Raw genomic sequence first — 26,490 nt, 5'->3', positions numbered from 1 at the left:
TAACTCTAATTGGTTGTAATATATGTCTTTTGGCTGGATTGTTTTTGTTTGTGAACAGTGGGGTGCTCGTGTGATTAATCCTGTTGTTACTTATGCCAACTTCTCTGAAAAAACAGATGTTATAGCTATATTTTCCGCATAATTTAGAATTAAACCGCTATTGATTAAATACCTTTAAATAGGTAAGTGCTCGAAAATTTATTTTGATTATTTTTAATCATGCTGTTTTCTGTTGTTTCTGCATCTGGGATTTGTATTTGAAGTCTGGCTTGCAATCGGTTAACTGATTTAGGGTTTGGGTGTTTGTAACAGATGTCTCGTTTTTGCGCTTGGAGGTGAACTAAATCGTTACATTTACCTCCAAGTAGGTAACCGAAGTTGAACCTGTTTAAAACGACAGATCTATATCGCAATTTTTGCTGTGAAAATCACAACTAGTCTAACGACTCAAGTCGAGATCGTAACGATATACTGTACGTTAAAGGTCGGTGTGACGCTTACTTACTTAAGCCCTTGACCATGAATGCTATCGGCAGCTTATTAGCGAGTTTTAGGACTTGTTATACCTCGGTTTAAATCGGTAAACCCCTACTGATTGTTATCTAAAAACTGAGTTAAATAGTGGAGCCCTGATTGACCTGATGTCTCATTGTTTAAACATAAATATATCGCTGTCTCATGTGCAGCGATAAGTTTAAATGCAGTGAGTTCATCTTGATCTAGCTGCTGAGCCTGCGCATCACTTAACCATTGTCGATACCTTATCTCATAGGGTTTGACCCATGCTGATAAGGTTGCTAATAACTCTTCCTTTTCAAGTGTTAGCCACCGCTTGGCATCACTTTCTCCTTTGAGCATTTGCTGCTTATCTTCGCGGTTGAAAGGTATCTGTTTCTTGCTCAAAAATATTTCTAGTTTATCTGCAGTTCGTGACTCTACATCGATGAGGCTTTGCCAGAGGTATTGCGCGCTTTTGTCCGAATAATATTGTTCAAAATACTGAAAAAAGCTGATGCCATACACTTCACCTAAGTAGGCGGTCATTACTTGCTGGCTAGTGTTAGTTTCTATCATATTCTTTTTATCTTACTCAGTATTAATCAGGTGCTTACGTCTATCAGTGTCTGTTGGGATAGCAGACTCTAGCTACATGACCTTATCACAGTTAGCTGGTGGCTAGCTTGCGTGATTTTTGGGGGATGACTAAACTTTATTGAATACATTTTCAGGTGTTGATTGGCAATTGTAGGCAATATCATGCTCAAGACATTTAGCAGAGCCACTTGTTTAAGCTTATTACTTGTTTTACCTCTTGCTGCTAGCAGTATTTTTTGCCTGCAAGTACTTGCAGCTGAGGATGCAGCCTTCCCTTTACGTGAAAAGTACCATGACGTACCGACCATCTCTCATCAAGCGCTCTATCGTGAATTAACTTCCACTATTGTTGTTGATGTTAGGTCTAAATATGAATTTGATACCTTGCATATTGCCGACGCAGTTAATATTTCTATCTCAAATGCGGGTTTTATTACGCGATTAATGAAGATACGAGAGAGATAGTCGACCTATTGTTTTTTACTGTAATGGCATCTCTTGTGCCAAGTCCTATAAAGCGAGCGATAAAGCCCTTAAATTCGGTATTAAAAATGTGTCGACTTTCGATCTTGGTATTTTTGAATGGGTTAAGGCGCACCCTGATGCTTCGGTATTGCTTGGTGAAAGCCCTGTACCAATAGAGCGGTTAATCGATGAGAAGAAAAAAGCGGCTCATCTGCTTTCTCCTGCAGAGTTTGTTGCCAAAATCGATAGTGACTCTATGGTGATTGATATAAGAGAACACTTTCAAAGAGATGTAGTGATATTGACTAAAGTGACTCGCGTTGCCTCATCCGATAAGATTATTGGTTTGATTCGAAAGGCCAAGAAATACGATCAGACTATGCTGATCTATGATGCTGTGGGTAAGCAAACTCGCTGGCTACAATATCTACTCGAAAAAGAGGGCGTCGAGGAGTACTACTTTATGAAGGAGGGCTTAAAGGGTTATCTTAAAGCGGGTATTGGCCCCTCAGAGTATGACTAAAACTGATCTAGTCTCAGGGCTCAACTAAATAGCTCATCGAGTCGATAATATTGTAACTGCTTCTCTAGAACAGCGTCTTCCCGCGCTAGTGGCTGAAGTGCTATTTGGCACATTTTAGTGGCTACTTGATTACCTGTTATTGGGCGGTATTTTTTTAGCAGGCCAAGTCGGCATATTAAAGGCAGCAAGCTTGCTCCAATTTTCTCCCCTAGTCTAAAATCCTTACGCTCACCTAACAGCAGTGAGGGCTGAATGATGCTGATTTTCTCAAAGTTAAATGTAGTTACCTTAGCCTCTAACTCACCTTTCATTTTCATGTAGGCATTAGCGCTATCTGGGTTTGCACCACTAGAGGAGACGAGTAAGTAGTGCTTTACGCCACTGGTGAGGGCTAGCTCGGCAGCTTGATACATCGACAACTCTCTGTTGCTCGATTGAACCTGCCTGCTTTAATGTTGTGCCTAGGCAAGAGAGTAGAATATCGCCTTGAAAAGCTGTAGAAAACTGTTCTAGATTACTGAAATCGACCACATGATTAGTGATCTTTTTACTGTTATAGGCAATCGGTCTGCGAGTTATCGCGATAACCTTGTCTATTTGTTCATGCTGACTCAGGAGCGCCACAAGCTCACGGCCAACAACACCCGTTGCGCCTAGTACTATGGCGGTTTTGTTCATGTGATTACCTACATTTGCCTATATTGCCGTTCACAGACTAGCTTGTATTTTCATATGAGAGAAGCCTAAGCTGAGTTTTATATGGCAGAGGGAATGTATAGCATTTGTGTCAGGTTAAATATTGATAAAATGAATGAGTATTGAAATGCCGATGAGGATAACGCCTAAGATTTTAGCGAATACCTCACCTTTGGGCGCGACTTTTTCGACAAATACAGCCAAGGTTAATATCGCTATCCAGAAGAGATCCATCACGCCAAGGACAAATAGCAGTGCCATCAGAATCCAGCAACAGCCTAGACAATATTGACCATGACTAAAGCCCAGTTTGATGGCATTAAATCTGCCTTCGCGCCAATCTTTAGTGATAAGACTTAAAGGGGAACGACAGTTTTTCAGGCAACTCTGTTTGATAGGCAGCCATTGATAAATACCAGCGAGTAATAACAACAGGCTCGTAAAACTAAGGTGGCCGCTTTTCATCATAGGTGTAAGTAACGACACCGTATGCAGGTAATATTGAATGCCAGTGATTATCAGGCTGTATAACATCCAAGCTAGCAGATAACCTGCGACGAAATAGTAGCTAGAGGTATAAGCAACCTGCCTTGCTTTCCTGCTGTCATTAATACGCTGAACTAATAAGATGACAGGAATGGCGGAAGGCAGCATCATGCCTGTCATCATTATGCCCCACATCACAAATAACATAGCAATATCTTTGCTGCTCCAAGCGGCGATAGGCTGCATGTTCATCGACATGAGCTCGAGCATGTAATACCAGGAGAGGGCTATGAGGGCGAGAATAGTGACCATAAGCCCCACCCTGCTATAGTTGAGTGCTTGCCTCTTCATATTAACGGGTCTGCTTTAAATCTAAGGTATTAACCATTGTTGCTCCAATTTACCTCGGCCTTGGCAGCGAAGCGGCCAACATGCTCAAACGAGAGCGCATCATGTTTGAGGCTCATCGATTCTGTTGTGCCTATGATCCCTTCATTCCAGAAAAAACCACCATCGGGGAAGCTGATTCTTACCTGTTTGTCATTACCTGTCATAGGGTCGAGCAGAGGTTTATGTTGAACGCTAATAATATTCGCAATTGAAAAGCCTGCCCGGGTGTCATCGGTATCCATCTTAATGGCATGAATTTGCGGGCCGACAAAGGTTGAGAAGGTGCCAGCAAGTGCCTCAAACGGCATGCCGCCAGCAGAGCCTGAGAAGATAGTAACAATGGCCCCTACTTGTTCGGTAGAAGCTGCTGAGTCGATAAATAGTATAGCGGTGCCGTCACCTTCATGAATCGCCTTTGGCCAAGATGCCGCCATCACAATCTTCATGCCTGTGAGGTCAATTTTATTCAGCTGGCCTGACTTGATATAAAAACCAATCATCGCCTGACAGCCGCCTGTATCACTATCCGGGAAGCCTGCAAATTGGCAACCGCAGCCATGGCTACAGTTACAGCACTCAATTTGGTGCATAGACAGAGCCCACTTCTGTTCATCAGCCATTTGTTCATCAGCCATTGTCTTCTCCTGTTAAACCGCTTGGTAATAGCTAAAGCCTGATGTTGAGTATAGTTCAGGGATCTTCATTGCACTCTTAGCTGGCAAAGTCACAAATCAGCAACATTTCTTTCATGTGTTGGTCAAGTCTCGGGGCTAGGCTATGCACATATTTCGTCAATGGTGATGACACTATGTTAAAGCCGACAAAAAGATTAGAGAGCAAGGTTCACGCGATGCAGAGGGGTCAAAAGCGGGCTGAAAGCCAGTTGGACTCAAATGTAAAACAGCTCAAAGCGAGCAAGCAGGTGTTTAATGCCATCTGGCTGTCAGATGTTCACTTAGGGACGAAAGACTGCAAGGCGCAGTACCTGTTGCAGCTGCTCAAACAGACGCAGACGGAGACGCTATATCTGGTTGGCGACATCATAGATATCTGGGCGATGAAGCGGCGGGTATATTGGCCTGAATCGCATAATCAGGTTCTACAGCAACTGGTTTCAATGGCCAGGAATGGCACCCAAATAATCTATATTCCTGGCAACCATGACGAGCAATTTAAATCCTACGATGGCTTTCATTTGTGGGACGTTTCCATTGCCAAGGAGCATGTGCATACCATGATAGGTGGGCAGCGGATTTTAATGCTGCACGGTGATCAATTTGACTCTCAAGTTTGTGTCGGTAAGGCGTTAACTAAGTTGGGCGATCGCCTCTATGATATCTTACTCCTGCTTAACAGGCAGCTTCATAAAGTTCGTACTCACTTAGGCTATCCCTATTGGTCATTGGCAAGTTATATCAAGCTCAGAGTGAACAAGGCTCAACAAGCCATTAGCCTGTTTCGTGATGCCGTTGTTACCTACGCAACTGATAGAGGTGTCGATGGGGTGATCTGCGGTCATATTCATCAACCAGAGCTCTCCCGTGAGGGCAAGATGATCTATGCCAATGATGGCGACTGGGTAGAAAACTGCACTTTCATTGCAGAGTCTGAAAGGGGCGACTTACAGTTACGCCAATGGGATGAGCAGCAATCAGATTCCAGCTTAATCAGTTCAATCTCTTTGGGGCGTTCAGCGCCTAAATCACTAAAAAAACGAGTAGCCTGATGAGGAGGCAAGTCTGATACTCTGCTTGATAACTTGGTCGAGCGCAATCTACCTAAGTTAAATCAAGCTTGAGCGCCTTACCCCATGCCCTTAATTGAAAGTCTCAATCTAAAGTCTCAATCTAAAGCGGTTAAATCTAGCGAGTCTCAGTCATGTCTTAGGTCAGTCTCAGGTATTCAATGCTAATTAACATAAGATTTGCTAGTTTAGGCGCTAGCGTATTAAACGACTGATTTTCAAGGATGGACATGGACGAGCATATTGTTATTTTAATCATTGCTTTGGTGATATTACTCTACGGATATATTTCGAAGGCACTGTCACGGTTAAATATCTCTGGCCCTATGATGTTTACCGGTTTTGGCCTGTTACTTTCCCCTTTTGGTTTCAATATCACTCAAGTTGAGGTCAACGCCGAGTTTGTCACTATTATCGTTGAGATAGCTTTGGTGTTAGTGCTGTTTGCCGACGCCGCTCTACTAGACCTTAAATTGCTCAAGCAGTCATGGAAGATCCCTGCAAGGCTGCTTTTTATCGGACTCCCTATCACCATTCTTGCGGGCACCTATGTGGCGACACTGGTTTTCCCCGGCGAGCCGATGACTTATCTGATCTTATTAGCACTTCTGCTCACACCGACAGATGCAGCGCTAGGAAAAGCCGTAGTATCAGATCCGAAAGTACCGAAAAAAATCCGCTCTAGTATTAATGTTGAGAGTGGACTTAATGATGGCATTGTCTTCCCCATCGTTTTAACCGTTGTCGCCATGATTGTCAGCGGGCTGACTGAAACACAAGACAATAGCTGGGTTGGCTATGTCGTTGAGCAAATTGTGTTTGGTGCATTAGTCGGCGGGGTTGTCGGTTACCTGGGAACTAAGCTTACCATGCAGGCTGTTGAGAAGAACTGGATGGAGTCTAACTACCAAAACCTGATACCAATTGCCTTAGCCATATTGTCGTTTTATCTGTCTGAATCATTAGCGGGTAATGGTTTTATCGCTGCCTTTTTTGCTGGACTCTATGCGGGTAATACTTGCGAGACGACGCGGCAGCATATTGAAGATTTTGCCGAAACCGAAGGGGAGTTGTTTGTACTCGTCAGCTTCTTCCTATTTGGTCTCGCGTTTGTGCCTATGACTTTGGCGCATATTAGCCTTGATGTGGTTCTCTATGCGCTATTAAGCCTGACTGTGCTGCGAATGCTGCCGGTGATGATAAGCCTAATTGGAGCTAAGTTAGATCTGGCAACCATGGCTTTTATCGCGTGGTTTGGCCCGCGGGGTATCGCATCTATCTTGTATGTCCTTATTGTCGCGCATGAACTTGGTGGCATAGAGGGATTTGAAACCATCTATGCTGTGGTTACAGTCACAGTGTTGATGAGTATTCTCGCCCATGGCTTAACTGCTCAGCCTTTTGCTAACTGGTATGCTAAAAACCATAAAGAGCGCTAGATTTGGGGCTAGTTAACCTGTGTAGTTTCAAGTTTATGGCTAGAGTAGATATCGGCTGAACAATAAAAAAGCGCTGACAGTTCAGCGCTTTTTTCATTGCTTGTACTAGCTGGCTTTTCTGACCGCGAGGGATCTTAATAACACACCTAAGGTGGTACCGTTATGCAGTAAAGCACTTGCTGCAGGGCTGAGTTTCCCGAGCGCAGCTGCGAGCATAATACCGCTATTTACTACTTCTGCTATACGGATGTTACTGCTTACTAGTTTCATCGCTTCTTGGGATAATAGACGCGCATCGACTAGGCCAGATATTCCCTCTTTCAGCAAGACGGCATCAGCGGTTTGCTGAGCAAGCTCAGTACCTTGACCCATAGCGACACCGATATCTGCATTGGTGAGTGCAGGTGCATCATTCACCCCATCACCCACAAACATCACCTTATGACCAGCAGCTTGCAGCTGAGAAACTATGTCTGCTTTCGACTCTGGCGTGGCATCAGCAAACACCATATCCATACCGAGCTCGGCAGCAATCTGCTCAGCCTTTGCCTGCTTGTCGCCTGTAAGCAACACCAGTTGCTTGATACCGGCTGCTCTCAATGCTTGCAAGGTTTCAATCGCCTCAGGCCTGATATTGTCAGTCAGGCCTATAATCCCAATTAACTTCTCGTTTTTAGAGACAAATAGCAGATGTCTTCCTTGAGCTTCCAATGCTTCAATCTGCTCTTCAGAAGCGGCGAAGTTAACATTTTCATGCACCTCTAAGAAGTGACGGCTACCTATGACGAGAACATTGCCATTAAGGTTACTGCGTAGTCCATGCGCAATGACATATTCAACTTCCCCATGGTCAATATGTGGCAACTCATGATGTTTGGCTGCATTGACTATCGATTGCGATAAAGGATGGTTACAGTGCTCTTCAACTGAAGCCGCGATGGCTAACAGCTCTCTGGCATCATCTTTATCACGCAGACAGATCACATCTGTGACTTCCATATCCCCATAGGTCAGGGTACCTGTTTTATCAAAAATACAGGTATCGACCTGCGCTAATTGCTCAATGGCGCGACCGCCTTTTAGCAGCAGGCCTTGATTGGCAGCGCGGTACATAATGGACTTAAAGGCCACTGGGGTACTTAATTTCAGGGCGCAGGAGTAATCGACAAGAAACACTGAGGCTAAGCGGTTCACATCTTGAGTGAGGCCGAACACGAGTGCGCCTATGCCTAAGGTGATCTTAACTCGGCGATCGGCCATCGCTTGTGTCGCTTGTTGAGTCTCGCTCTTCTCGCTAAGAGAGTCTGCGATAAACTGGGCAATACGAGCCGTTGTCGCTTCACTACCGACCTTATCGGCCTCAACGACAATATTACCTTCCTGTACTAAGGTGCCAGCGTAAAGGTAGGCGTCTAACTCTCGCCTTACGGGGACACTTTCGCCAGTGAGTGAGGCTTGATTGATCAAGGCTTCGCCTTTGACAATTCTGCCATCAGCAGGCACAGGGTCGCCAGGACTTAATAGCATGTTATCGCCAACCACTAAGCTGTCAGAGGCGACCTGCATCTCAACACCATCACGCCAAACCCAGATCTGACGAACATTAGGTTGCATGAGGTTAGCCAGCATTTGATCGCTGTTACGGCTAGTCTCCTGCTCCATATACTCGCCTAAGGTCAGCAGTGACTGCGTTAACATGGCTGTCTTATAGTCACCACGCCAAGCAGAAAGGCCAACAGCAATCGCATCAAGTGCTTCAACTTTAAGAGAGCGCTCCTTGATACTCTCTACACCCTCTTGAATTGTCGGTGCAATCAAAGGGAGGGTCGTTAATGCTGCAAAGCGTCCGGGAAGAAAATAACTCGCCAATACGCCAATCACATTTAGCACGACATCACCTCGGGTAAAGTCATGTTCACTCTCGCCTTGAGTGGCACTCTCCCAATCTAGATCGTCGATACGCTGCTGCAGCATAGATGGCTCTATCAGCTGGTGGTCATACTCGATAACAATCGATTTAGCTGCATCATTGACTCTAACTTGCAATACACCTTGAATAGCCAACAAGCCCTGTTTCACCCATGATTGAGTGTCCGGATGGCAGGCGATTTCAGGCACTCTGAAACGCGCACGTCCGGGAACATGATGGACAAGCAGGATAGAGGTCATTGAGCATCCTTGTGTAGATTTCGATAATACTCAAGTTCAGCTTGGCTATCCTCAAGCTTCTCTTTCAACTCTTCAACTTCACCGCGTACAGCTGACCAGGCCTTTGCACCTGTTTGTGTCACACTTTGCTGAACCTTCTTATTCGACATTAAGTAAGCAATAGCAGCGCCAGCCACTATGCCTGTCACTAAGTGAGTGCGGTTATTCTGTTTACTGTAGGGCGCCGCGGGTGCCTGAGCTTGTGAATAATATGGCTGATTGTATGGATTGTAATATGGGTTGTAATAGGGAGAATTAGGCTTCTTCATCTTGGGTATTTCCTTTCATTTCGTCCATTAGGTGCATGCCTGCGGCGCCAACACTGAGTAGAGCTAACATCGACAACAGAGGTCGACCCGCCATCGCTCCAGCGGCTGCAGTGGCTAGGCCGCCAATCGCGCCCGCTTTAACCGCGTCGGTAAGCACCTGTTTTGTCGCTTCATCTAAACTCACTTCCTGCTGTTGATAGGCGTGCCACTGTTTAGCAGAGGAGGCGCCACCACCTATCAAGGCCGCGGCTATCATGGCGCGACTGGCAGGACTGAGTTGATCTGATTGGTTACTCACTTTTCGCTCTCTGGCGTCACGCTTGCTGGCTCTGGAGTCTCATTCGGCTCTGTTGGCGTAGCTTCATCTGGTGCACGGTGACGCTCAACTGACTCATTAAAACCTTGTTTACCCGCTTGATATGTTTCGCGGAATATCTCGCTACCCGCATTTACATTATTTTTTACGCTGCTGGCTGTCTGTGCTGAGCCTTGTTTGACCTTGTCGGCACCTGTTTTAAGCATGTCGCCAGCGCCCATAAACATCTGCATCATGCTATTGCGCACATTTTCATTACTCATAATCATGGCGGCAGCCGCACCTATCATTGCCCCTTTCCAAAACTCTTTATCATCGACGCCGAGCTTATGAATAAGGTCTTTGAATATGCCTGCTTGATCGCCCATCATACCCTCAAGCATGCCTTGAGCCTGCTGAAAAATAGCATCGCTCTGGCCATGGTGCTCAGAGCCATGATCTTGGTGACCATTGTGATGCATATGCGGGTGACCATGCTGAAATTGTCCTTGATGCTGGTGCATATGAGCATGGGGATGCATCTGAGGATGACCTTGAGGCGGCATCATAGGTTGAGGTGGCATCATGTGTTGAGGTGGATAGTAACCTGGCGGAGGAGTCATCGGCTGCGGTGGGTATCCGTAGTAGTGCATTGCCTGAGCATGCCATAGAGCGGCAGGATCTTGATGAGGCGGGAAAGGCATACCTTGATAGTTCTCTTGGTCCTTATTATTCATGATAGTTCTCCTAGTTCAGGTAAAAGTTGTTCAGCTAACTGCTGCAGCTGATTGATCGCCGCAGTGGATGTTTCTGGGTGTTGGTCGAAGGCTTGGTTGATCAAGTTAAATGGGATGACCTGTGCGTCATACTCGATCACTAAACTGCCGGCGGCGATATTGAGGCGATAATCTTTCAAAGCTGGAAAACTTTGAAGGGTGCTTTTTATCCCGTCGGTATTAAAGTCTCTTAAGTAGCTAATAACACTTAATTTAAATTTGAGTCTCAGTCGCCCTGGAATATGGTGAGCAACAGACACCCACTGCTTGAGCTGTTCGAAATGATTATCATCTTCACTTTTCATCATAAAAATATACACTTGCGTCAAATTAGGCTCAGATTATCCCCTTTGCAAACGTGAAAAACTGCTCAAGATCAAAGAAATCTGAGTTGAATTGTAAAGACGTCAGGTGTAACATGAATAAAAGTCATTCTCATTAGCGTTGAATCTATGAAGCCTCTCATTCACAGCACTGCCAATCGCATCAGAGTCCGTTCTGACTTCATCAGAACTAATCCAAAACTTGTTTCTGCGCAAATAGATGAAATGAAAGATTTGACTGGTATTGTTGATATTAGCTTCAAGCGATATGCAGGTTCTGTGGCTATTGTTTTTGATAACAAGCTCAATAGCGCTGAAGATATAATGCAGATGGTTGAGAATTCAAAATGGCTAAGTGTGACGGCGAGTGATGAGCTGGTAAGCAGTTTAACTCGTAACTATGCCAAGAAAATCTGCAAGGGTGTTGCCATGTTGGCTTTGAGAAAAACCTTAACGCCATCTCTTCTAAAGGCTATTTCAGCCGTATAGCAATCGCGCATAGCAGCAAAAATATCGCTCAGCCTAACGTGCTAGCGCTTCCAATGACATACTCATTTAACTGAGTATGTCATTGTTAAATTTTAATTTATCTACTTTTTCTAAAGATCATAAACCAGTATGTCGCTATCAGTTTTCTATGCTGGATCACTGCTGGCTATAAACCTGCCACAGGTTTGTGACCTGTGTGTATTTTCTCAATACTTTTTATCAGCATATAAAGACACGTCGTTAGCATAATACCGCCGAGGTAATAGAGTATTCCATTACTGCTCTGGCTGAGCTTAGTGGCTAATAACGGCCCCATTACAGAGCCAATACTGTAACTGAGTAGCATGATCTCAGTGGCCGAAACAATTTTGGCCATCGGCAGCGCGTCACAAGCCAGCGTTATTGCTATCGGATACAAGGCAAAACTCGCCGCACCTAATATCAGATAACTGATCCCAATTAACAGGAGTGACTGAGACTCGAGCACGCCTACTACAGCAAGTGTACCTAATAAGCTAAACATCGCCATCAGCAAGCTCTTACCCACTCTTGTAGAGAGGTAGCTTACCAGTGGCTGCACTAGCATGCCTCCCAATACAATGCCTGCCATCAATACGCCAACAAACGGTGCCTGAGTCGCTTGGGTCGAAATATACAGTGGCATCAGCCCGTAAATAGGGCCTAATAGCAGACCAGAGATTAAGCAGCCTAAGATAGCGGGGCGGCTTAACTTCTTTATTTCGCTCATTAGCATCTTTTCTTGTGCCTTACTTTCTGGCTGCCCCGATTTAATCAAAAGAGGGGGCAGTATAGCCAGCAGCAGTAAACCTATAATGCACAAATAAGGCGTCATCCCTTCTATTCCTATGGGGGCGATCGCGAGTTGTCCCAGTGCGCTACCACCATAAAGCGAGGTCATGTATAGCCCTAAACGCTTAGCTCTGGCTTTAGCGCTATTTGCCATCAACAACCATGATTCGACCACCACAAATACCCCAGCTACCGCCATGCCCGCAATAAACCTAGCTGCAAGCCAAACTGAAGCGCTGGGAAACATTAGCATGACTATGATGCTTGCAATTAGCAGGCTAAGAAATGCGATAAATGCGACTCTATGTCCTATTTTTCGTACCACTCTTTCTATGCTAGTAGCGCCAATGAGTAGGCCTAAATAGAAGATGCTAGCGAGCCAAGGGGCGAGTGAATGGTCTAGCCCAAATGAGGTCATCGATAGAGGGATCAGACTCATTAAGAAGCCTGATGCAACAGCAAAAAAGGACAGTCCTAGAACAGGAACTAAGGTGCTATTTTTTGAATCATGAACGGCGGTAGTATCCACCTTTATCTCCTAGTGAACAGGTTAAAAATCGAGTTGATTGACTGGATCGGGAGGCGGATTCTAGAACTTTTTTTAGGGAAGTAAAGCAGAATAAACAGTCGAAGGATTAATTAGCGTTAATGTTTGTTTTTCTACTTTACATCAATGCTTTACTGGATTTGTTGTTATATCAGATGCGGCAGGTGGATTGTAGTTTGTAGATGATACGAGCATTAGGTGTTTGGGAGTAAAAAACTGTTAGATTATTCTTTGCTAGTCCAAGTCACTGATTTTTGCTGTTGATCTAGCTGAGTGTATATGAGTCTTCGTCAAAACTTCGTCAAAAAAGCAATCCTGATGAAAATAATTTGTGGTTTTGTTACCTGCTTGGAATATTTTGTTTTTCAAAGTTTATCAATGTAACGCTTTTGAGTATGGTGAGTGGCAAAGCTCAAATGCTAATTACTTGCATTATCTTAGCGGTTTTAAACTCAATATTTCTCAAGATGTTTTAGTTAGAAGGTTAGATGTCGTATGCAAAATAGTGAAAGCGATAGTTTAGCTGAGTTCGTCATATCTCCTTTGATTCTACAGACAATGATGCCTGCAATATCACAGCTGGGTTTTGCTGGATTTTGGTTTCAAGGTATCCCAAATAGAGCGTCTCAAGACTTCCTGCTCAATAGTAAGAAAAGTATCCTAAGTCGGCGAATGTTATATAGCTCGGGAGGCGTATATAGCTCGTCACGTACAGTCCAGAAGTTACAACGCCAATATATAGAGCAAGTCGCTGCTAGAGACTGCAATTTTGGTCATGCGTTAAATTTAGAGCAAGCCTATTATTACCAGTTATCTGGAAGTGGGCAGGCTAAAAAAGCCCATAAGCTATTTAACACCTATGGCATAAAAACCGTGCTCAGTTACCCTGTTCGACATTACGCCTCTGAAGCTTGGAGTGGGCGTTTCACCTTGCTATCTAAAGATAAAGATACACAGTTAAATCTTGTCCATTTAGAGACTTCAATGAAACGAGCGCAATCAACATTGCTAGAACATTATCACCATCAATTAAATCCCTATAGACAAGCCACACTTTTTAATCAAACAGCGATTAAAGCGTTAAAAATGGTAGCGAGAGGCTTACAAAACTCCGAGATATCGGAGGAGCTTCACATTACTATTCGTGGAGTGGAATATCATCTAGAGACCATGAGAAATAAGCTGTCGGCAAGCAATCGAGCGAATTTGGTTCATATTGCTCATCAGCTGGAGATTATATAGGCCATGTTGGTATTACTTGTTGAAGATAATCATTTATTAGCAAAGAATATTATTCATTATTTAGAGCTTATCGATATCGAGTGTGACTACGCTCGTTCGTTAGCACAAGCTGATAGCCAAGTTTACAGCCGACCTTATGACGCCATTATTCTTGACCTGAACTTGCCTGATGGCGATGGTCTTGAAGCCTGTAAAAAGTGGAAAGATCAGCGGGTAATTTCACCTGTTATCATGCTAACAGCTAGGAGTGGATTGCAAGATAAGCTATCCGGCTTTGAAGTGGGAGCTGATGACTATTTAATTAAACCATTTGCCATGCCTGAGCTGGTGGCTAGGTTAAGAGTCGTTGCTGAGCGTAGGCCAGCCCCCAAATTATTAAAAATTGGTGAACTAGAGTTCGATTTTGCGGGCCATCGCGTACACCGTTTAGGTGAAGAGTTACTACTTTCTCGTACAGGCTGGCAGATATTATCTTTACTCGCTAGACGTAGCCCAGAGACTGTTGAGCGTGAAGAGATTGAACGCATATTATGGCCTGATAGTTTGCCAGATAGTGACAGTTTAAGAAGTCATATGCACCTATTAAGAAAAATCGTTGATAAGCCTTATAAATATCAATATCTCCATACTATTCGGGGCGTTGGTTTATGTTTGAAGGCTGATGTTAATGAAGCATAAGATGAGTTTAAAGCGTGTATATCAATGCTATGGCGTGGTCTTTTTGGCTGTGACTTTATTGATAAACATTTTTATTCCTTTATGCATGATGTGTACTGGCATGTTTAGCATGCATGAGATCACGATGAAAAGCGCGGCTCAGGCGGCAGAACAGCATCTGGTAGAGACTGGTAACCTCTACCAAACAGACAATATTAAAATATATAGGGATTGGGACAGCGCTCCAGAGCAAGTTAAATCAATTACTAATGGCATTAAGCCGACGCAATTAAATGACGTTGAATATCATCACCATAATGGCCAGTTCATCGATGCATTAATGGTATATGAGCAGCGCACTGGTGAGAATTTATATGTCTGGCTTAACTATAATGCGACCCATGATCTGGAGTTTGCCCCCAAAAATATGGCGGCAATCTGTCTATTGATCACCATGACTTTCGGTGTTGTTGCCAGCCTGGCTTTATATATGCAAAGTCGAGTTATATCGCCAGTCCATCAAATAAGTCGTGCAATTAAGCAGCATGACTGGCAAAAAATGCAAAGCCTTAACTTCCCCCAGCAATGCTACGCCGAATTACAGTCGATTGTAGATGCTCTGGATATCTCGATTAAGCAGCTCAAAGACGCGCAGCAAAGGGAGTTATCATTTTTACGTTTTGCTAGCCACGAACTGCGCACACCTATTGCTATATGTCAGTCATCTTTTGATATTCTAACCCTGCAGCACGGTCAATTAGAGGGGCCGACTTTACATGCTAGCCAGGCAACTCGGCAGATGAAGTCTATTACAGAAACTTTACTTTGGTTAATGAGCTCTGAGTGTACATCCATGGGGCACAGCAAGGTTAAATTGGCAGAACTCTTACGTCAGGTTATAAGCGATCAGCAAGACGCTAAAGGGGATCACTCACCGATAGACTTGATATGTGATGAAACCGAAGTGACTGTGCAAAAAGATCCACTCACCATTATTTTAAACAACTTAGTTCGTAATAGTTTAGAGCATGGGGCGCAAGGGATCAGAGTCGAGCAGGTGGGTAATACCATTGAAATTATTAATGCTATGTCGCCGAAAAACAGTAGTGGTTTTGGTTTAGGCTTAATGCTTGTTGAGCGTTTAGCTAACCAGCTAGGCTGGACTTATCATTCTACCAGAGAGGATAAGCTGTTTAGAGCAGTATTAACTGTTAACACTTAGAGAATCCGTTTCTGTTTGTTATTTTAATATTTTAAGTGGTAGGTGATCTATATTACCTGCCACTTTTTTATTTAATGTGATTTTAAATTTTTTGTTCAAGATATAAATATTGTTTGACGTAGATTTCACATTGTTAAAATTTATATCTTTTTAGTTTGACGTAGTTTTCACGTTTTATTTTAATTATTTTTAGCCTTTTTATTTGTTTTTTACACTTTTCCTTCCTTAAACCACAGTGCTTCTTAATTTATGAGCAGATATGGATTGCGCTCACAAAGTATATTGCTCGCTTCTTTAATCTGTTGCTGAATCTTATGAATAAGGAATTGTTATATGAAAAAGCAACTTATTACAGCTATGACTGCTTTTCTGATTGCGCCAGCTATGTCTGCTACCTCAGTAGATATTGGTTATAAAGCTTACACCTCAGATACCAAGGATGATAATGGCGGAGCGTACGATCAACCTTTTGTAAAGTTAACCCACTTTAATAAGGCTGATTGGGGAACGTTACTGGCTTATATAAAGTTAGAGAATCCTGGAGAGGTTAAGGATGCCCAACATGATGCTGACGGCAAGTTAACCGTTAAATCATTAATTATTGTTGATAAGCAGATTTCAGATTCTAAATATAATTTCTGGATGCAAAACTTCCTTGTCTCTAATCGAACAGTGATGGAGGATAATTTATATCTAGGGGTTACTACAAACCGTAAATATGGTGATCTATTTCTTAACGCGGGAGCAGGTGTAAATTACTCTGCAGCAAGTTTAACTCCAACAGGCGAAAGCTTCGATGGTATCAGCGGCTATGCAGCCGTTATCAATGCCCGTTATCCATTCTCAGCCTTAGGACTTAAGCACTCGTTATCAGTTAATTATGAAGGACAGTTTGATCGTGATGAGCAGCATATGAGCACCTTAGGTTATGCCAGTTACGGTCACCAGCTCATTACGACGTTAAAGACGAGTATGACCGATTCTTTCTATACCAAATTACATATGACGCATTTCGATAGCTGGGGCTCTACGGCTAACGATGGTATCGAATATGGCGTAGCGGTTGGCTTTACCTTCTAGCATCGGATCGAACAATAGGAATAACACAGTGATTAAAAAAACAATACTCGCTAGTGCGATAGTTGCATTAGCTATGGGCTGCTCAGTAAAAGAGAGCGATCAATTAACTAAGACTGAGGGAACGGCTTTTGGTAAGCACGGTGAGATTCAAGTGCAGACCGAAACTAAAAATGGTCAGCTAGTCGATATCAGCGTGCTTAAGCAAAATGAAAATAAAGTATTAGCGGCATCGGTATTTACCGAAATGAAAGATGCCATGATTGCCAATAACAGTACCCAAGTTGATGCTATTAGTGGAGCGACAATCACCAGTAGTGCATTTAAAGAGGCTGTTGAAAATTCACTCGCTGCTGCTGGCGTAACCTTAGTTGCTGGCTTAGCGAAGGGGAGTGATAAATCACAAACATTGCTGGCCAGTGAGCAGAACTTCGATGTTGTAGTGATAGGTTCTGGTGGAGCAGGTTTCAGCGCGGCGATAACGGCTAAAAATGCTGGTGCTAATGTGGTGATTATCGAGAAGATGCCAACAGTTGGTGGTAACAGCTTGATCACTGGTGGCCAGATGAACGTGCCTGGTAACTGGGTGCAGAAGGAGATGGGCATCGAAGACGACATCGAACTGTTTGTGAAAGATACCCTGAAAGGCGGCGATTATCAGGGAAATCCGGAAATGGTCCAGATCTTGGCTGAGCAGGCACTTCCTGCAGCAGAGTGGCTTAGAGACTATATCAAGGTCGATTTTTACCAAGACCAACTATTTCAATTCGGCGGGCATAGCGTTAAGCGTGCTCTGATCCCTCGTAACCATACAGGTGCAGAATGGATCAGTAAGTTTATGGCAAAAACAGATGAACTGCAGATCCCTATTCATACTCGCACCACAGCTACAGCCTTGATTAAAGATCAGAGCGGACGCGTTATCGGTGTAGAAGCTGAGAAGAATGGTCAGGTGATCAGCTATTACGCCAAGCGCGGAGTGATTATGGCAACGGGTGGCTTCGGTGCTAACGTTGAAATGCGTACCAAGTATGTTCCAGAGTTGGATAATCGCTACGGCACCACCAATGCTCGTGGAATTATGGGGGACGGCATCGTGATGGCTGAGAAGCTGAATGCCAAAACTCATAACATGGAGTCGATACAAACATACCCTATTTGTCATACGGATACTGGCGTTATCTCATTAATTGCCGACTCACGCTTTTTTGGGGCCATTGTTGTCAACAAAGAGGGCAATAGATTTGTTGAAGAGCTTGAGCGCCGTGATGTGATTAGTCGTGCAATCTTAGCCCAAACTGACCAGCAAGCTTACGTGCTTTGGGGCGGTGAAATCGAAGATATTGCTGGTGTGGTTGATATTCATAAAGATGAATTTGGTGAACTAAACCGTAAAGGTATGATGTTTAAGGCTGATTCAATAGAAGAGCTTGCAGGTAAGTTTGGTATCGATGAAAAGGCACTGATGGCTCAAGTTGGACGTGTTAACCAGTTTGCCAAAGCCGATAATGATAAAGAGTTTAATCATCGTGGTGGCCTTAAGACCATTATGAAGCCGCCTTTTTACATGTTGGTTGCTAAGCCTTCAGTGCATCACACCATGGGTGGTTTAATGACTGATACACATACCCGAGTTTTGGATACCCAAGGTCAGGTGATTGCTGGTTTGTTTGCTGCAGGTGAAGTAACAGGTATGACTCATGGTTCTAATCGCTTAGGTGGCAACGCCATTACCGATATTACTGTATTTGGCCGTATTGCTGGTAAAGAAGCTGCGGCGCAGTAGGGGATAACTACAAAGGTGCCATAAGATGCCGATCACTGAGCTGGTCGGCATTTTTATATAATTTATAGAGGATTAGTATGAAGCTTCTGCAGATGCTCTGGTTGAGTTTACCTCTTTTTGCTACTCAGGTTGAGGCCCATATCAATATCGAGCAGATAACTGGTAATACCATGGGAACAACTTACACCATACAGTTGCGATTAGAGGATTCTAACGCGACAAAGTCAGAGATAAAAACCTCAGTAGAGCAGGAGCTGGAGCGAGTCAATGATGCTCTGTCTGTGTTCCGTGTAGATTCTGAAATCTCGACCCTTAATGAGAATGAGACTGGTGTTGCTCTTCCTGTATCTAAGTACCTTTGGGATGTACTCAAGATTGCTCAGGCTATATCGGCGCAAACAGATGGCGCACTCGATGTGACATTGGGGCCTGTGATTGAGTTTTGGGGTTTTGGGGTTAAACCCAGAGATCTACAACATAAAGATCGAGGGCAACTAGAGTATGCACGTTCGAAAACTGGCATGAATGGTTTTAGTTTAGATGCAGGAACGCTAACTAAGGTCATAGCAGGCTTGCAGATAAACCCCTCTGCGGTGGCTAAAGGTTATGGTGTTGATCGTATTGCTGAGGTGCTTGATAAAGCTGGGGTGAGTCATTATCTGGTTGAGATTGGTGGTGAGGTGAAAACACGTGGTGTTGGGGCTAGAGGGTTAAATTGGAAAGTCGCAGTGACACGGCCACAAAAACTTAGTTTAGAGTTTCAGCGAGTATTCACTCTAAAAGATTTTTCGATGGCTACATCTGGTAGCTATGTGAATTATTTTGAGAGTAATGATCAGCACCTTAGCCATATATTTAATCCCAACACAGGTATGCCTATTTGGAGTGATTTACTGTCAGTCACGGTGCTTCATGAAAGCTGCGCAGTTGCTGATGCTTTTGCCACCTCGATGATGGTATTGACGGTGGAACGTTCGTTACAGATAGCGAATAAACTTGTACTTCCTGTGATGATAATTGAGCAGACAGATAGTGGTCAGGATATTCATTATAGTGAAAGCATTTATCAATATATGTATCAAACAGGACAAAAAGATGGAATTTGAGAAGTCTTTACATTTAATCATTGGCCTAAGTTCTTTGGTGTTATTGCTATGTGGTTTTTTTCTAATATTGCTAATGTCATTTGCGTAATAGAGCGAATTTTTTTAGAAAGTTGTTAGCTACAGTATTTTAATATGTTGGTTTTATAGGGGATTGAGTTGTTGGGTTTTAAAAAAGCATTAATATTATCATCAGTTCTATTATTGACTGTGAGCTTGTTAGTTTCAAATTGGCTTTCATATATTCATATTCGGGATATAACAGTTCAGAGTGTGAATGAACAAACACTAGCTTTCGTTAACTCTGAATCAAAAAAGTTGAATACGTGGTTTGATAATCAAACTTTGGTAATTAACTCTATCGTTAATAATTACAAAAGAGGCAAGATTAATGATGACTTCTCTCTTATAGCAAGAGTGGCTCAGGAGGGCAGCCATTTGACCAATATTTGTCTGGGATTTGAATCTGGAATTGCGTACTCATCAACTAGTGACCATGGCTGGGTTAATGGTATGAGCCCAGCGGATTATGATCCTCGGATACGGCCATGGTATAAGCAGGCTCGCAATGTAAATGGGCTTGATGTTACGGATACTTATATTGACAAATATACTGGAAAAAAAGGGGTATCAATAGTTAGCAACCTTGGAGATGGTGCTATTTTCGGAAGTATAGAACTTACTAGGTTAGATGCGACAGTTTCAAGTATTGATTTTCCTGGCGCTTTTGCTGTCATCACTGATGCGGCAGGTAGAATTATGGCGTCTAGTGAACTAGATTACCGGCTTGGGACTCGCTTTAGTGACATAGGTTTAACTCATGTTGAGAAAGAGGTACTTGCTAGTGCTGAAACTCAACAGGAGTACAAATTAAATGGTGTGGAGAAGTTGGCTTACTCAAAAACAATAGAGTTAGTTAATAGTAAACACTGGGTTTTAATTGTTGGTGTGGATAAAAGTGTGGCATATGCCAGTGTTAATGAAGCTTTAAAAGACGCAATTACTGTTTCTATAGTAATGTTGTTAGTCAGTATATTAACCTCTCTTACTGTACTCAAAGTACTGTATCGTCCGATTGTAGAGCTTAAAGATATGGTGAGTGACCTATCTACAGGACAAGGTGACTTAACAAGGCGATTAACAATTAATAGTAATGATGATTTAGGGGAGATATCAGCAGGAATCAATCGGTTTATCTCTATGCTGCAAGGGCTGATGCTAGAAGTAAAGGAGTCTGCTAATCATATATCATACAGTGTGGATTGTTTGAAACTACAAACAGAGACTAACACTAAAATATTAGACTCACATACACGTGAAACTGAATTGGTTGTTACCGCGATTGAGGAGATGAGTGCGACTGCAAATGATGTTGCTAGTAACGCTTCTGATACGGCACTCTTTGCACAAAATACAAATTTACAAGCAACAAAGTCCAAGGTTGGGGTGGGTGAGGCAACACAAACCGTTGACTTGCTCATTTCAGAAGTTGATAAGACTGCCTCTGGCATTAACGCTATAGACAAAGACACATTAGATATTACCAATGTACTAAAGGTCATTGGTGACATTGCGGATCAAACGAATCTACTTGCATTAAATGCAGCTATTGAGGCCGCGAGAGCAGGAGAACAAGGCAGAGGTTTTGCTGTTGTTGCTGATGAGGTTAGAGCATTAGCAGCAAGAACACAGACAAGCACTGCTGAAATTGAAGCTACATTATCAAAATTACGTACGGGGGCAGATACAGCAATGTCTGCTATGGAGTCGACTAAAGATACTTGCTATAAAACGGCAAAGGCGACGAGTTTAGTTGCTAATGACTTAGATGTTATTAGTGACTCGGTAAGAAAGATTACTGAGTTGAATACGCAGGTTGCAACAGCTGCTGAGGAGCAAAGTTCTGTGTCTTCAGAAATAACTCGCAATATATCTTCAATGAATGACATGGTTACAGAGTTAACTACTAGTGGAGAACAGACAGTTAAAGAAACAAAAACTTTAGTTGTTGCCAATAGCAGATTAAATACTTTAGTTGAACGTTTTAAATTGAAATAACTTTAATTTAAATTGATGGGTATACAGCAATAAAATTATAATATTGTTGCTGTATATCACCTCTTGCGCCAGTGCCTTAATTTTGACATTTTATTTCTCGACTCATCGCTAGTGATTTTTTCTATTTCATTCCACCCATATTTAGCTATGTCTTCTAGTTGTATTTTAGCCAATGAGTGGTTGGTATCTGATTTTATTGTGCTGTTTGTTTTAAGTTTTTTAATTGTGTTGGTTTTTATTGTTGGGCTTTTTAAGTTTTTGCTTGATATTTTTGTAGTTGACATTACTGTTTTCTGTGTGGTTTATAGTTTGTTTTGTTTTAATTATTATACCTGTTATGTGTAACTTATAATATGTTTTGTTGTTTTTTGTGAATGAGTGATTTATCTGTTGTTAGTGTTTTTAATAATGGTGGTTTTTTGGGTGTATTCTAATAAGGTAATTTAGGTAAGGGTGTTAATTAGTCATTCTGTCCATGTTGTTAAATTAAATTGCTAAATAAATGATTTATGCGACAAAAAACAGATTTTTTTATTGAAAAATATAGACTAAGAGGAATAATGAGAAGTTACTCTTTACTTCTTGGTTGTCGTTAATTCAAATTCAATTATCTGCTAGGAATTATTTATTATGCTGAAGAACAACTTTATCCGTTTAATCACGATCTTTCCCTTACTCTTATCGGGCTCACTTGCAGCCGATGAACTCGTTGCTTTTGATGACATGAGTGGTCAATTGAACATTGCTGGTGGCACTGCACATATTCCAGTGATGAAGAAAGCCGCGAGAGAGATAATGGGTCATAACCCAGATATTCGTATCACTATTGCAGGTGGCGGTTCTGGGGTGGGAGTGCAGCAAGTTGCTAAAGGTTTAGTGGATATAGGTAATACAGGGCGTGCTTTAAAAAATAAGGAGATGGGCTTAGGGCTAGATTCTTTCGCTTTTGCAATTGATGGTGTTGCAGTGATCATTCACCCTGAAAACCCAGTGGATGATTTAAGTCAGCAGCAGATAATAGACATCTACCAAGGTAAGCTGACGAACTGGCGCGAGCTGGGCGGCCAAGATAAACAGATACATCTATTTAGCCGTGATGAGGCGAGTGGTACTCGCTCAGTATTTAGCAAGAAACTATTAAAAGGTGCCACACTCGCAACAAGCGCTAATATCGTGCCATCTAATGGGGCGATGAAAACCGCTGTATCACAAGATTTAGGGGCGATCGGTTACAGCAGTGTTGGCTACATTGATGATATGGTCAAAGCGCCAACTTACAATAAAATCACACCTAGCCAAGAGGCTTGTGCTTCTGGAGAGTACCCTGTTGTCCGCCGTTTATATATGAATACCAAGGGAGCACCGAGTGGTTTAACTCAAGCTTTCATTGATTATATTTATAGCCCGAAAGGTGCGCAGCACATACAGGCTGCTGGTTATATAGCACTTGATACCAAACTATAAGCTTTTACTAAAGCAAAACACCTGCATGCAAGGCTTGTTGATAACCTTAGTGGTTGTCAGCGGGCTAATATTGCTTGCAGTGTTTGGGTTTTTGATTTGGTTTTCTTTGCCGGTTTTTTTCAGTGAATCCAATCAAGTTTTCAGTTTCACCTGGCGACCAGAGCAGGGACACTTCGGCATTTTAGCTATGGTCTTGGGCACAATATTGCTAGCGTCAATCTCTGCATCGCTGGCATTTGTTATCGCCATAGGATTGAATAGCTTTTGTTTGCTATCACGACAACGTTGGTTGGTTTGTAGCTTACAATCTATGCTCAAATTTATGGCCGCTATACCGACAGTGGTATATGGCCTAGCCGCGCTTTTTATTCTATTACCATTATTGCGTAATACCTTTCAGTTAGGTTCTGGTTATAGCCTATTTGCAGCTATATGCATGCTAGTGCTACTTATTTTACCTGTGATTTGTATCATTTTAGACAATATTACCCGGCCTTTATGGCAGCAGCATTCCTTAAGTGCGCAAGCGCTAGGCTTGAGCCCTGAGCAAACCTATTTATATGTGATTTTACCTCACTGTAAGGTGAATATATGTGGTGCAGCACTGCTTGGGTTTAACCGAGCGATAGGTGACACCATGCTGCCCTTGATGCTTGCGGGGAATGCCACTCAGTTGCCTTCGGGAGTCTTCGATGCCATTCGAAGTTTAACTGCGCATATCGCCTTAGTGATAGCGACCGATCAAGGTAGCCAAGCTTACAACTCACTCTTTGCTGCTGGGATCATTCTATTAATGAGTAGTGCTTGTATCAGTATATTGTCGCGTTACTTGGTGGGGCGAACAAGATTGGCAGCCGCTAAATGAGTCGCTGGATACGTTATTGGGGCAATATCTGTAGTTTTTTACTATTGATTACCATGCTGATATTGATTGGCTTTATTTTATTTAAAGGCTTACCGATAGTAGATTTTCAGCTCTTTTTTGGTGATACCCCCCCTCTTGCTGCAATCTTGGGGGAAAAGCCTGTATGGGAAGGGATATGGCCCGCCTGTGTCGGCTCTATATCCGTTGTCATACTTGCCGTCTCTTTAGCCTCTGGGCCAGGTGTTGCCTGCGGCATTTGGCTCGCTAGTGCACCGGATAAACCCGCTCAGAAAATACTGAGTACGCTTGTTGATATTTTGGCAGGGATCCCATCGATTTTAATGGGGTTGTTTGGCTTTAGCTTAATACTACTGTTAAGGGCAAGTGTGTTCCCACAGGCTAATGCGAGCCTATTGCTGGCGGCATTTTGTCTAGCCTTGCTCATATTACCTTACATCGCTTGTGCGACCCAAAATGCATTAACGAGTTTACCTAAACAGCTAGCTGTAACAGGGGCTGCATTAGGGTTGACGCAGTGGCAAGTGACTTATCGAATACTCTTACCACAAGCTAAAAATGGCATTATGAGTGGTCTCATGCTGGCGATAGGTAGAGCGGCTGAAGATACTGCTGTGATAATGCTTACCGGGGCCGTTGCAAATGCAGGTTTGCCAGGCGGATTTTTAGAACGATTTGAAGCTTTGCCATTTACTATTTTTTATTACAGCGCTCAATATCAATCCCAGCAAGAGCTCAATATGGCCTTTGGTGCAGCATTGGTACTGCTTATGGTGACGAGTACAGTCTTTACCTTACTCGCCGCCAGTATCAAACGACCTAAGTTTACTAGGCTCTCAAACAGTAATAAAGGTGACACATGTTAGATAAGGCTGGCGACGGCGAGATCATAGGTTTATTCCAAGATGTAGATATCGGCTTTGCCGATAAAGCTGTCCTTAAAGGGGTAAATTTGCAACTCCATAAAGGCCAATTACATATGCTGACTGGTGCGTCAGGTTGTGGAAAAACAACCTTGTTAAGGGCATTAAACCGGCTTAATGACTGTTTCGACAAGCATTATATGCATGGTCATATTCGGCTGAAGTTGACCGAAGGAGAGCTCAATATCAGTCAGCTTACTCATCAATATTTGCCACTGCTTCGCAGAAAGGTGGGGATGGTGTTTCAAACACCTAACCTGTTACCGGGTAGCATCATCGAAAATTTGTTGTTGCCATTGAAGGTTGTCGCTGGGCTCAAATCAACTCCAGCTATTGAGCGTTGTGAAAAGGTGTTACAGCAGGTGAGATTATGGGATGAGGTCAAAGACAGGCTCAATGGGGATGCATACTCACTTTCTGGCGGGCAGCAGCAAAGGTTATGCTTAGCCAGAACCTTAGTACTTGAGCCGGAATTACTCCTATTAGATGAGCCCACGGCTTCGCTAGATCCTCTAAATACACAAGTGATAGAGGAGTTGCTGGAGTCATTTAAGGGGCAATATACCATGGTGATGGTGTCACATTGCCCCGAACAAACTCAGCGATTAGCCAATAAGGTCTTTAAGCTGGAATACCAACAAGTTTATTGATTTTTGTTGAGGTGATGCGCTGAGGATGCGTGTATATTGTTGCTCTGTTATTACGGCAGAAACCAACTAAAGTTATATTTGATTGCTCAGCGAGTTCTATTGCTAAAGATGTCGCTGCTGATATTGCAAATATGATTTCAATATTAGCACTGGCAGACTTTTGCACCATTTCAAAACTGGCTCTGCTAGTTAACATAATAGCAGAAGGACTTGGTTTGTTATATTTTGAGTAAGAACCAATTAATTTGTCGAGTGCGATGTGCCTGCCTATATCTTCATAACTTGAAATAATGTCACCGTTATCAGATAGTGATATTGCAGCATGTGTGGCACCAGTGATATTAAACATAGATTGAACTTTAGCTAATTGTTCTAATGAGTGTGGCAATAAGTTAATGTTGAACTCATTATTATTATCGACACGTGTTATTGGCTTGACTGCATGTTCGAGTTGAGCGACGCCACATAGCCCACAGCCCGTTCTACCAGCCATATTTCTACGCTGCTCTTTTAAGGCCATAAAACATCTATTGGTGATCTCAATATGTATCAATACCCCACTACTATTAGGTTCAACATCGATAGATTTTATATCAGACATCTTCTCTACAATGCGCTCAGACAGGGTGAAACCTATGGCGAAACATTCAAGATCTGCAGGGCTGGCCATCATTACTGTATGTGAAATACCATTATAAATTAAGGCAACCCTAGCTTCAGATGCGACTGATTCTATAATTTTTGACTCTCTGAAATTTCTGAAACATCTAACAGTTTTCTGTTCAATTACATTGTCTAATTGATTTTGAATTGAACTCATAATATATATTTCCTTTAAATAAATTATAGCTAGTCAATAACGCTTGTTAT

26 protein-coding genes and 1 pseudogene are annotated in these 26,490 nt (G+C 42.8%); 16 read left to right on the top strand and 11 right to left on the bottom strand.

Annotated elements, in window-relative coordinates; translation table 11 throughout:
• Nucleotides 1–588: 588 nt before the first annotated feature.
• Nucleotides 589–1,074 (bottom strand): hypothetical protein, encoded by a 486-nt coding sequence (locus tag BM736_RS11045; RefSeq protein WP_076411918.1) that lies wholly within the window; start codon nt 1,072–1,074, stop codon nt 589–591.
• A 183-nt stretch (nt 1,075–1,257) separates the two neighbouring features.
• On the opposite strand from BM736_RS11045, the gene BM736_RS25425 reads away from it, so the two are divergent.
• Complete coding sequence (locus BM736_RS25425) at nt 1,258–1,560, top strand: rhodanese-like domain-containing protein (protein WP_076411916.1); 303 nt, start codon at nt 1,258–1,260, stop codon at nt 1,558–1,560.
• Nucleotides 1,561–1,648: 88 nt separating this feature from the next.
• Nucleotides 1,649–2,083 carry a hypothetical protein gene (locus BM736_RS25420; protein WP_076411914.1) on the top strand — a complete coding sequence of 145 codons (435 nt, stop codon included), beginning with the start codon at nt 1,649–1,651 and terminating at the stop codon, nt 2,081–2,083.
• Between the two features lie 20 nt (nt 2,084–2,103).
• On the opposite strand, the pseudogene BM736_RS11030 reads toward BM736_RS25420, so the two are convergent.
• The 3 genes and pseudogenes from BM736_RS11030 to BM736_RS11020 form a co-directional block, all read right to left on the bottom strand.
• A pseudogene (locus BM736_RS11030) lies at nt 2,104–2,761 on the bottom strand (NAD(P)H-binding protein).
• A 114-nt stretch (nt 2,762–2,875) separates the two neighbouring features.
• Nucleotides 2,876–3,577 (bottom strand): DUF2182 domain-containing protein, encoded by a 702-nt coding sequence (locus BM736_RS11025; protein WP_256717789.1) that lies wholly within the window; start codon nt 3,575–3,577, stop codon nt 2,876–2,878.
• A gap of 68 nt (nt 3,578–3,645) precedes the next feature.
• Complete coding sequence (locus tag BM736_RS11020; RefSeq protein WP_083700086.1) at nt 3,646–4,290, bottom strand: DUF1326 domain-containing protein; 645 nt, start codon at nt 4,288–4,290, stop codon at nt 3,646–3,648.
• A 215-nt stretch (nt 4,291–4,505) separates the two neighbouring features.
• Between BM736_RS11020 and BM736_RS11015 the strand changes: the two genes are divergently transcribed.
• Nucleotides 4,506–5,381, top strand: coding sequence for a UDP-2,3-diacylglucosamine diphosphatase (locus BM736_RS11015; protein WP_143562384.1), 876 nt, complete (start codon nt 4,506–4,508; stop codon nt 5,379–5,381).
• A gap of 248 nt (nt 5,382–5,629) precedes the next feature.
• A complete protein-coding gene (locus tag BM736_RS11010; protein WP_076411910.1) occupies nt 5,630–6,838 on the top strand; it encodes a sodium:proton antiporter in 1,209 nt (402 codons plus the stop codon).
• Nucleotides 6,839–6,943: 105 nt separating this feature from the next.
• Here the strand turns inward: BM736_RS11010 and BM736_RS11005 are convergent, their stop codons facing one another.
• From BM736_RS11005 to BM736_RS10985, 5 genes are read right to left on the bottom strand one after another with little or no spacing between them, the layout of a single operon-like run.
• Entirely contained in the window at nt 6,944–9,007 is a 2,064-nt protein-coding gene (locus BM736_RS11005; protein ID WP_076411908.1) for a heavy metal translocating P-type ATPase, read from the bottom strand.
• Nucleotides 9,004–9,315 (bottom strand): hypothetical protein, encoded by a 312-nt coding sequence (locus BM736_RS11000; RefSeq protein ID WP_076411906.1) that lies wholly within the window; start codon nt 9,313–9,315, stop codon nt 9,004–9,006. The genes BM736_RS11005 and BM736_RS11000 overlap by 4 nt, the downstream gene beginning before the upstream one ends.
• A complete protein-coding gene (locus BM736_RS10995) occupies nt 9,302–9,613 on the bottom strand; it encodes a hypothetical protein (protein WP_076411904.1) in 312 nt (103 codons plus the stop codon). The genes BM736_RS11000 and BM736_RS10995 overlap by 14 nt, the downstream gene beginning before the upstream one ends.
• Nucleotides 9,610–10,347 (bottom strand): hypothetical protein, encoded by a 738-nt coding sequence (locus tag BM736_RS10990; RefSeq protein ID WP_076411902.1) that lies wholly within the window; start codon nt 10,345–10,347, stop codon nt 9,610–9,612. Before BM736_RS10990 ends, BM736_RS10995 begins: the two co-directional genes overlap by 4 nt.
• Complete coding sequence (locus BM736_RS10985) at nt 10,344–10,694, bottom strand: HMA2 domain-containing protein (RefSeq protein WP_083700080.1); 351 nt, start codon at nt 10,692–10,694, stop codon at nt 10,344–10,346. Before BM736_RS10985 ends, BM736_RS10990 begins: the two co-directional genes overlap by 4 nt.
• Nucleotides 10,695–10,838: 144 nt before the next feature.
• Between BM736_RS10985 and BM736_RS10980 the strand changes: the two genes are divergently transcribed.
• A complete protein-coding gene (locus BM736_RS10980) occupies nt 10,839–11,198 on the top strand; it encodes a hypothetical protein (RefSeq protein ID WP_076411900.1) in 360 nt (119 codons plus the stop codon).
• A 166-nt stretch (nt 11,199–11,364) separates the two neighbouring features.
• Here BM736_RS10980 and BM736_RS10975 read toward each other — a convergent pair whose 3' ends face one another.
• A complete protein-coding gene (locus BM736_RS10975) occupies nt 11,365–12,537 on the bottom strand; it encodes an MFS transporter (RefSeq protein WP_076411898.1) in 1,173 nt (390 codons plus the stop codon).
• A gap of 513 nt (nt 12,538–13,050) precedes the next feature.
• On the opposite strand from BM736_RS10975, the gene BM736_RS10970 reads away from it, so the two are divergent.
• The 11 genes from BM736_RS10970 (at nt 13,051) to BM736_RS10915 (ending at nt 25,620) form a co-directional block, all read left to right on the top strand.
• Nucleotides 13,051–13,797 (top strand): response regulator transcription factor, encoded by a 747-nt coding sequence (locus BM736_RS10970; protein ID WP_076411896.1) that lies wholly within the window; start codon nt 13,051–13,053, stop codon nt 13,795–13,797.
• A 3-nt stretch (nt 13,798–13,800) separates the two neighbouring features.
• Complete coding sequence (locus BM736_RS10965) at nt 13,801–14,475, top strand: response regulator transcription factor (RefSeq protein ID WP_076411894.1); 675 nt, start codon at nt 13,801–13,803, stop codon at nt 14,473–14,475.
• Complete coding sequence (locus BM736_RS10960; RefSeq protein ID WP_076411892.1) at nt 14,465–15,676, top strand: HAMP domain-containing sensor histidine kinase; 1,212 nt, start codon at nt 14,465–14,467, stop codon at nt 15,674–15,676. The genes BM736_RS10965 and BM736_RS10960 overlap by 11 nt, the downstream gene beginning before the upstream one ends.
• A gap of 333 nt (nt 15,677–16,009) precedes the next feature.
• Nucleotides 16,010–16,756, top strand: coding sequence for an outer membrane protein OmpK (locus BM736_RS10955; protein ID WP_076411890.1), 747 nt, complete (start codon nt 16,010–16,012; stop codon nt 16,754–16,756).
• 28 nt (nt 16,757–16,784) lie between these two features.
• Nucleotides 16,785–18,539 (top strand): flavocytochrome c, encoded by a 1,755-nt coding sequence (locus tag BM736_RS10950; RefSeq protein WP_143562383.1) that lies wholly within the window; start codon nt 16,785–16,787, stop codon nt 18,537–18,539.
• Nucleotides 18,540–18,616: 77 nt separating this feature from the next.
• Nucleotides 18,617–19,645 (top strand): FAD:protein FMN transferase, encoded by a 1,029-nt coding sequence (locus BM736_RS10945; RefSeq protein WP_076411887.1) that lies wholly within the window; start codon nt 18,617–18,619, stop codon nt 19,643–19,645.
• Between the two features lie 156 nt (nt 19,646–19,801).
• Nucleotides 19,802–21,700 (top strand): methyl-accepting chemotaxis protein, encoded by a 1,899-nt coding sequence (locus BM736_RS10940; RefSeq protein WP_306170162.1) that lies wholly within the window; start codon nt 19,802–19,804, stop codon nt 21,698–21,700.
• 630 nt (nt 21,701–22,330) lie between these two features.
• On the top strand, nt 22,331–23,164 hold the full coding sequence (locus tag BM736_RS10930; protein WP_076411881.1) for a phosphate ABC transporter substrate-binding protein: 834 nt from the start codon (nt 22,331–22,333) through the stop codon (nt 23,162–23,164).
• A 25-nt stretch (nt 23,165–23,189) separates the two neighbouring features.
• The gene (locus BM736_RS10925; RefSeq protein WP_143562382.1) at nt 23,190–24,029 is read left to right on the top strand and encodes a PstC family ABC transporter permease; all 840 of its coding nucleotides are present in this window, start codon (nt 23,190–23,192) and stop codon (nt 24,027–24,029) included.
• Nucleotides 24,026–24,913 carry a PstA family ABC transporter permease gene (locus BM736_RS10920; protein ID WP_076411878.1) on the top strand — a complete coding sequence of 296 codons (888 nt, stop codon included), beginning with the start codon at nt 24,026–24,028 and terminating at the stop codon, nt 24,911–24,913. The genes BM736_RS10925 and BM736_RS10920 overlap by 4 nt, the downstream gene beginning before the upstream one ends.
• Nucleotides 24,907–25,620 (top strand): phosphate ABC transporter ATP-binding protein, encoded by a 714-nt coding sequence (locus BM736_RS10915; RefSeq protein WP_076411876.1) that lies wholly within the window; start codon nt 24,907–24,909, stop codon nt 25,618–25,620. Before BM736_RS10920 ends, BM736_RS10915 begins: the two co-directional genes overlap by 7 nt.
• On the opposite strand, the gene fdhD is transcribed toward BM736_RS10915, so the two are convergent.
• Nucleotides 25,592–26,431, bottom strand: a complete 840-nt coding sequence (gene fdhD, locus BM736_RS10910) for a formate dehydrogenase accessory sulfurtransferase FdhD (protein WP_372828699.1) — start codon at nt 26,429–26,431, stop codon at nt 25,592–25,594. The genes BM736_RS10915 and fdhD overlap by 29 nt on opposite strands.
• Between the last annotated feature and the right edge of the window lie 59 nt (nt 26,432–26,490).

This window comes from Shewanella sp. UCD-KL12, assembly GCF_001957125.1.
GTDB lineage: Bacteria > Pseudomonadota > Gammaproteobacteria > Enterobacterales > Shewanellaceae > Shewanella.
Note: the sequence above shows the minus strand (reverse complement) of the source record. Positions and strands in the feature narration are given on the sequence as shown.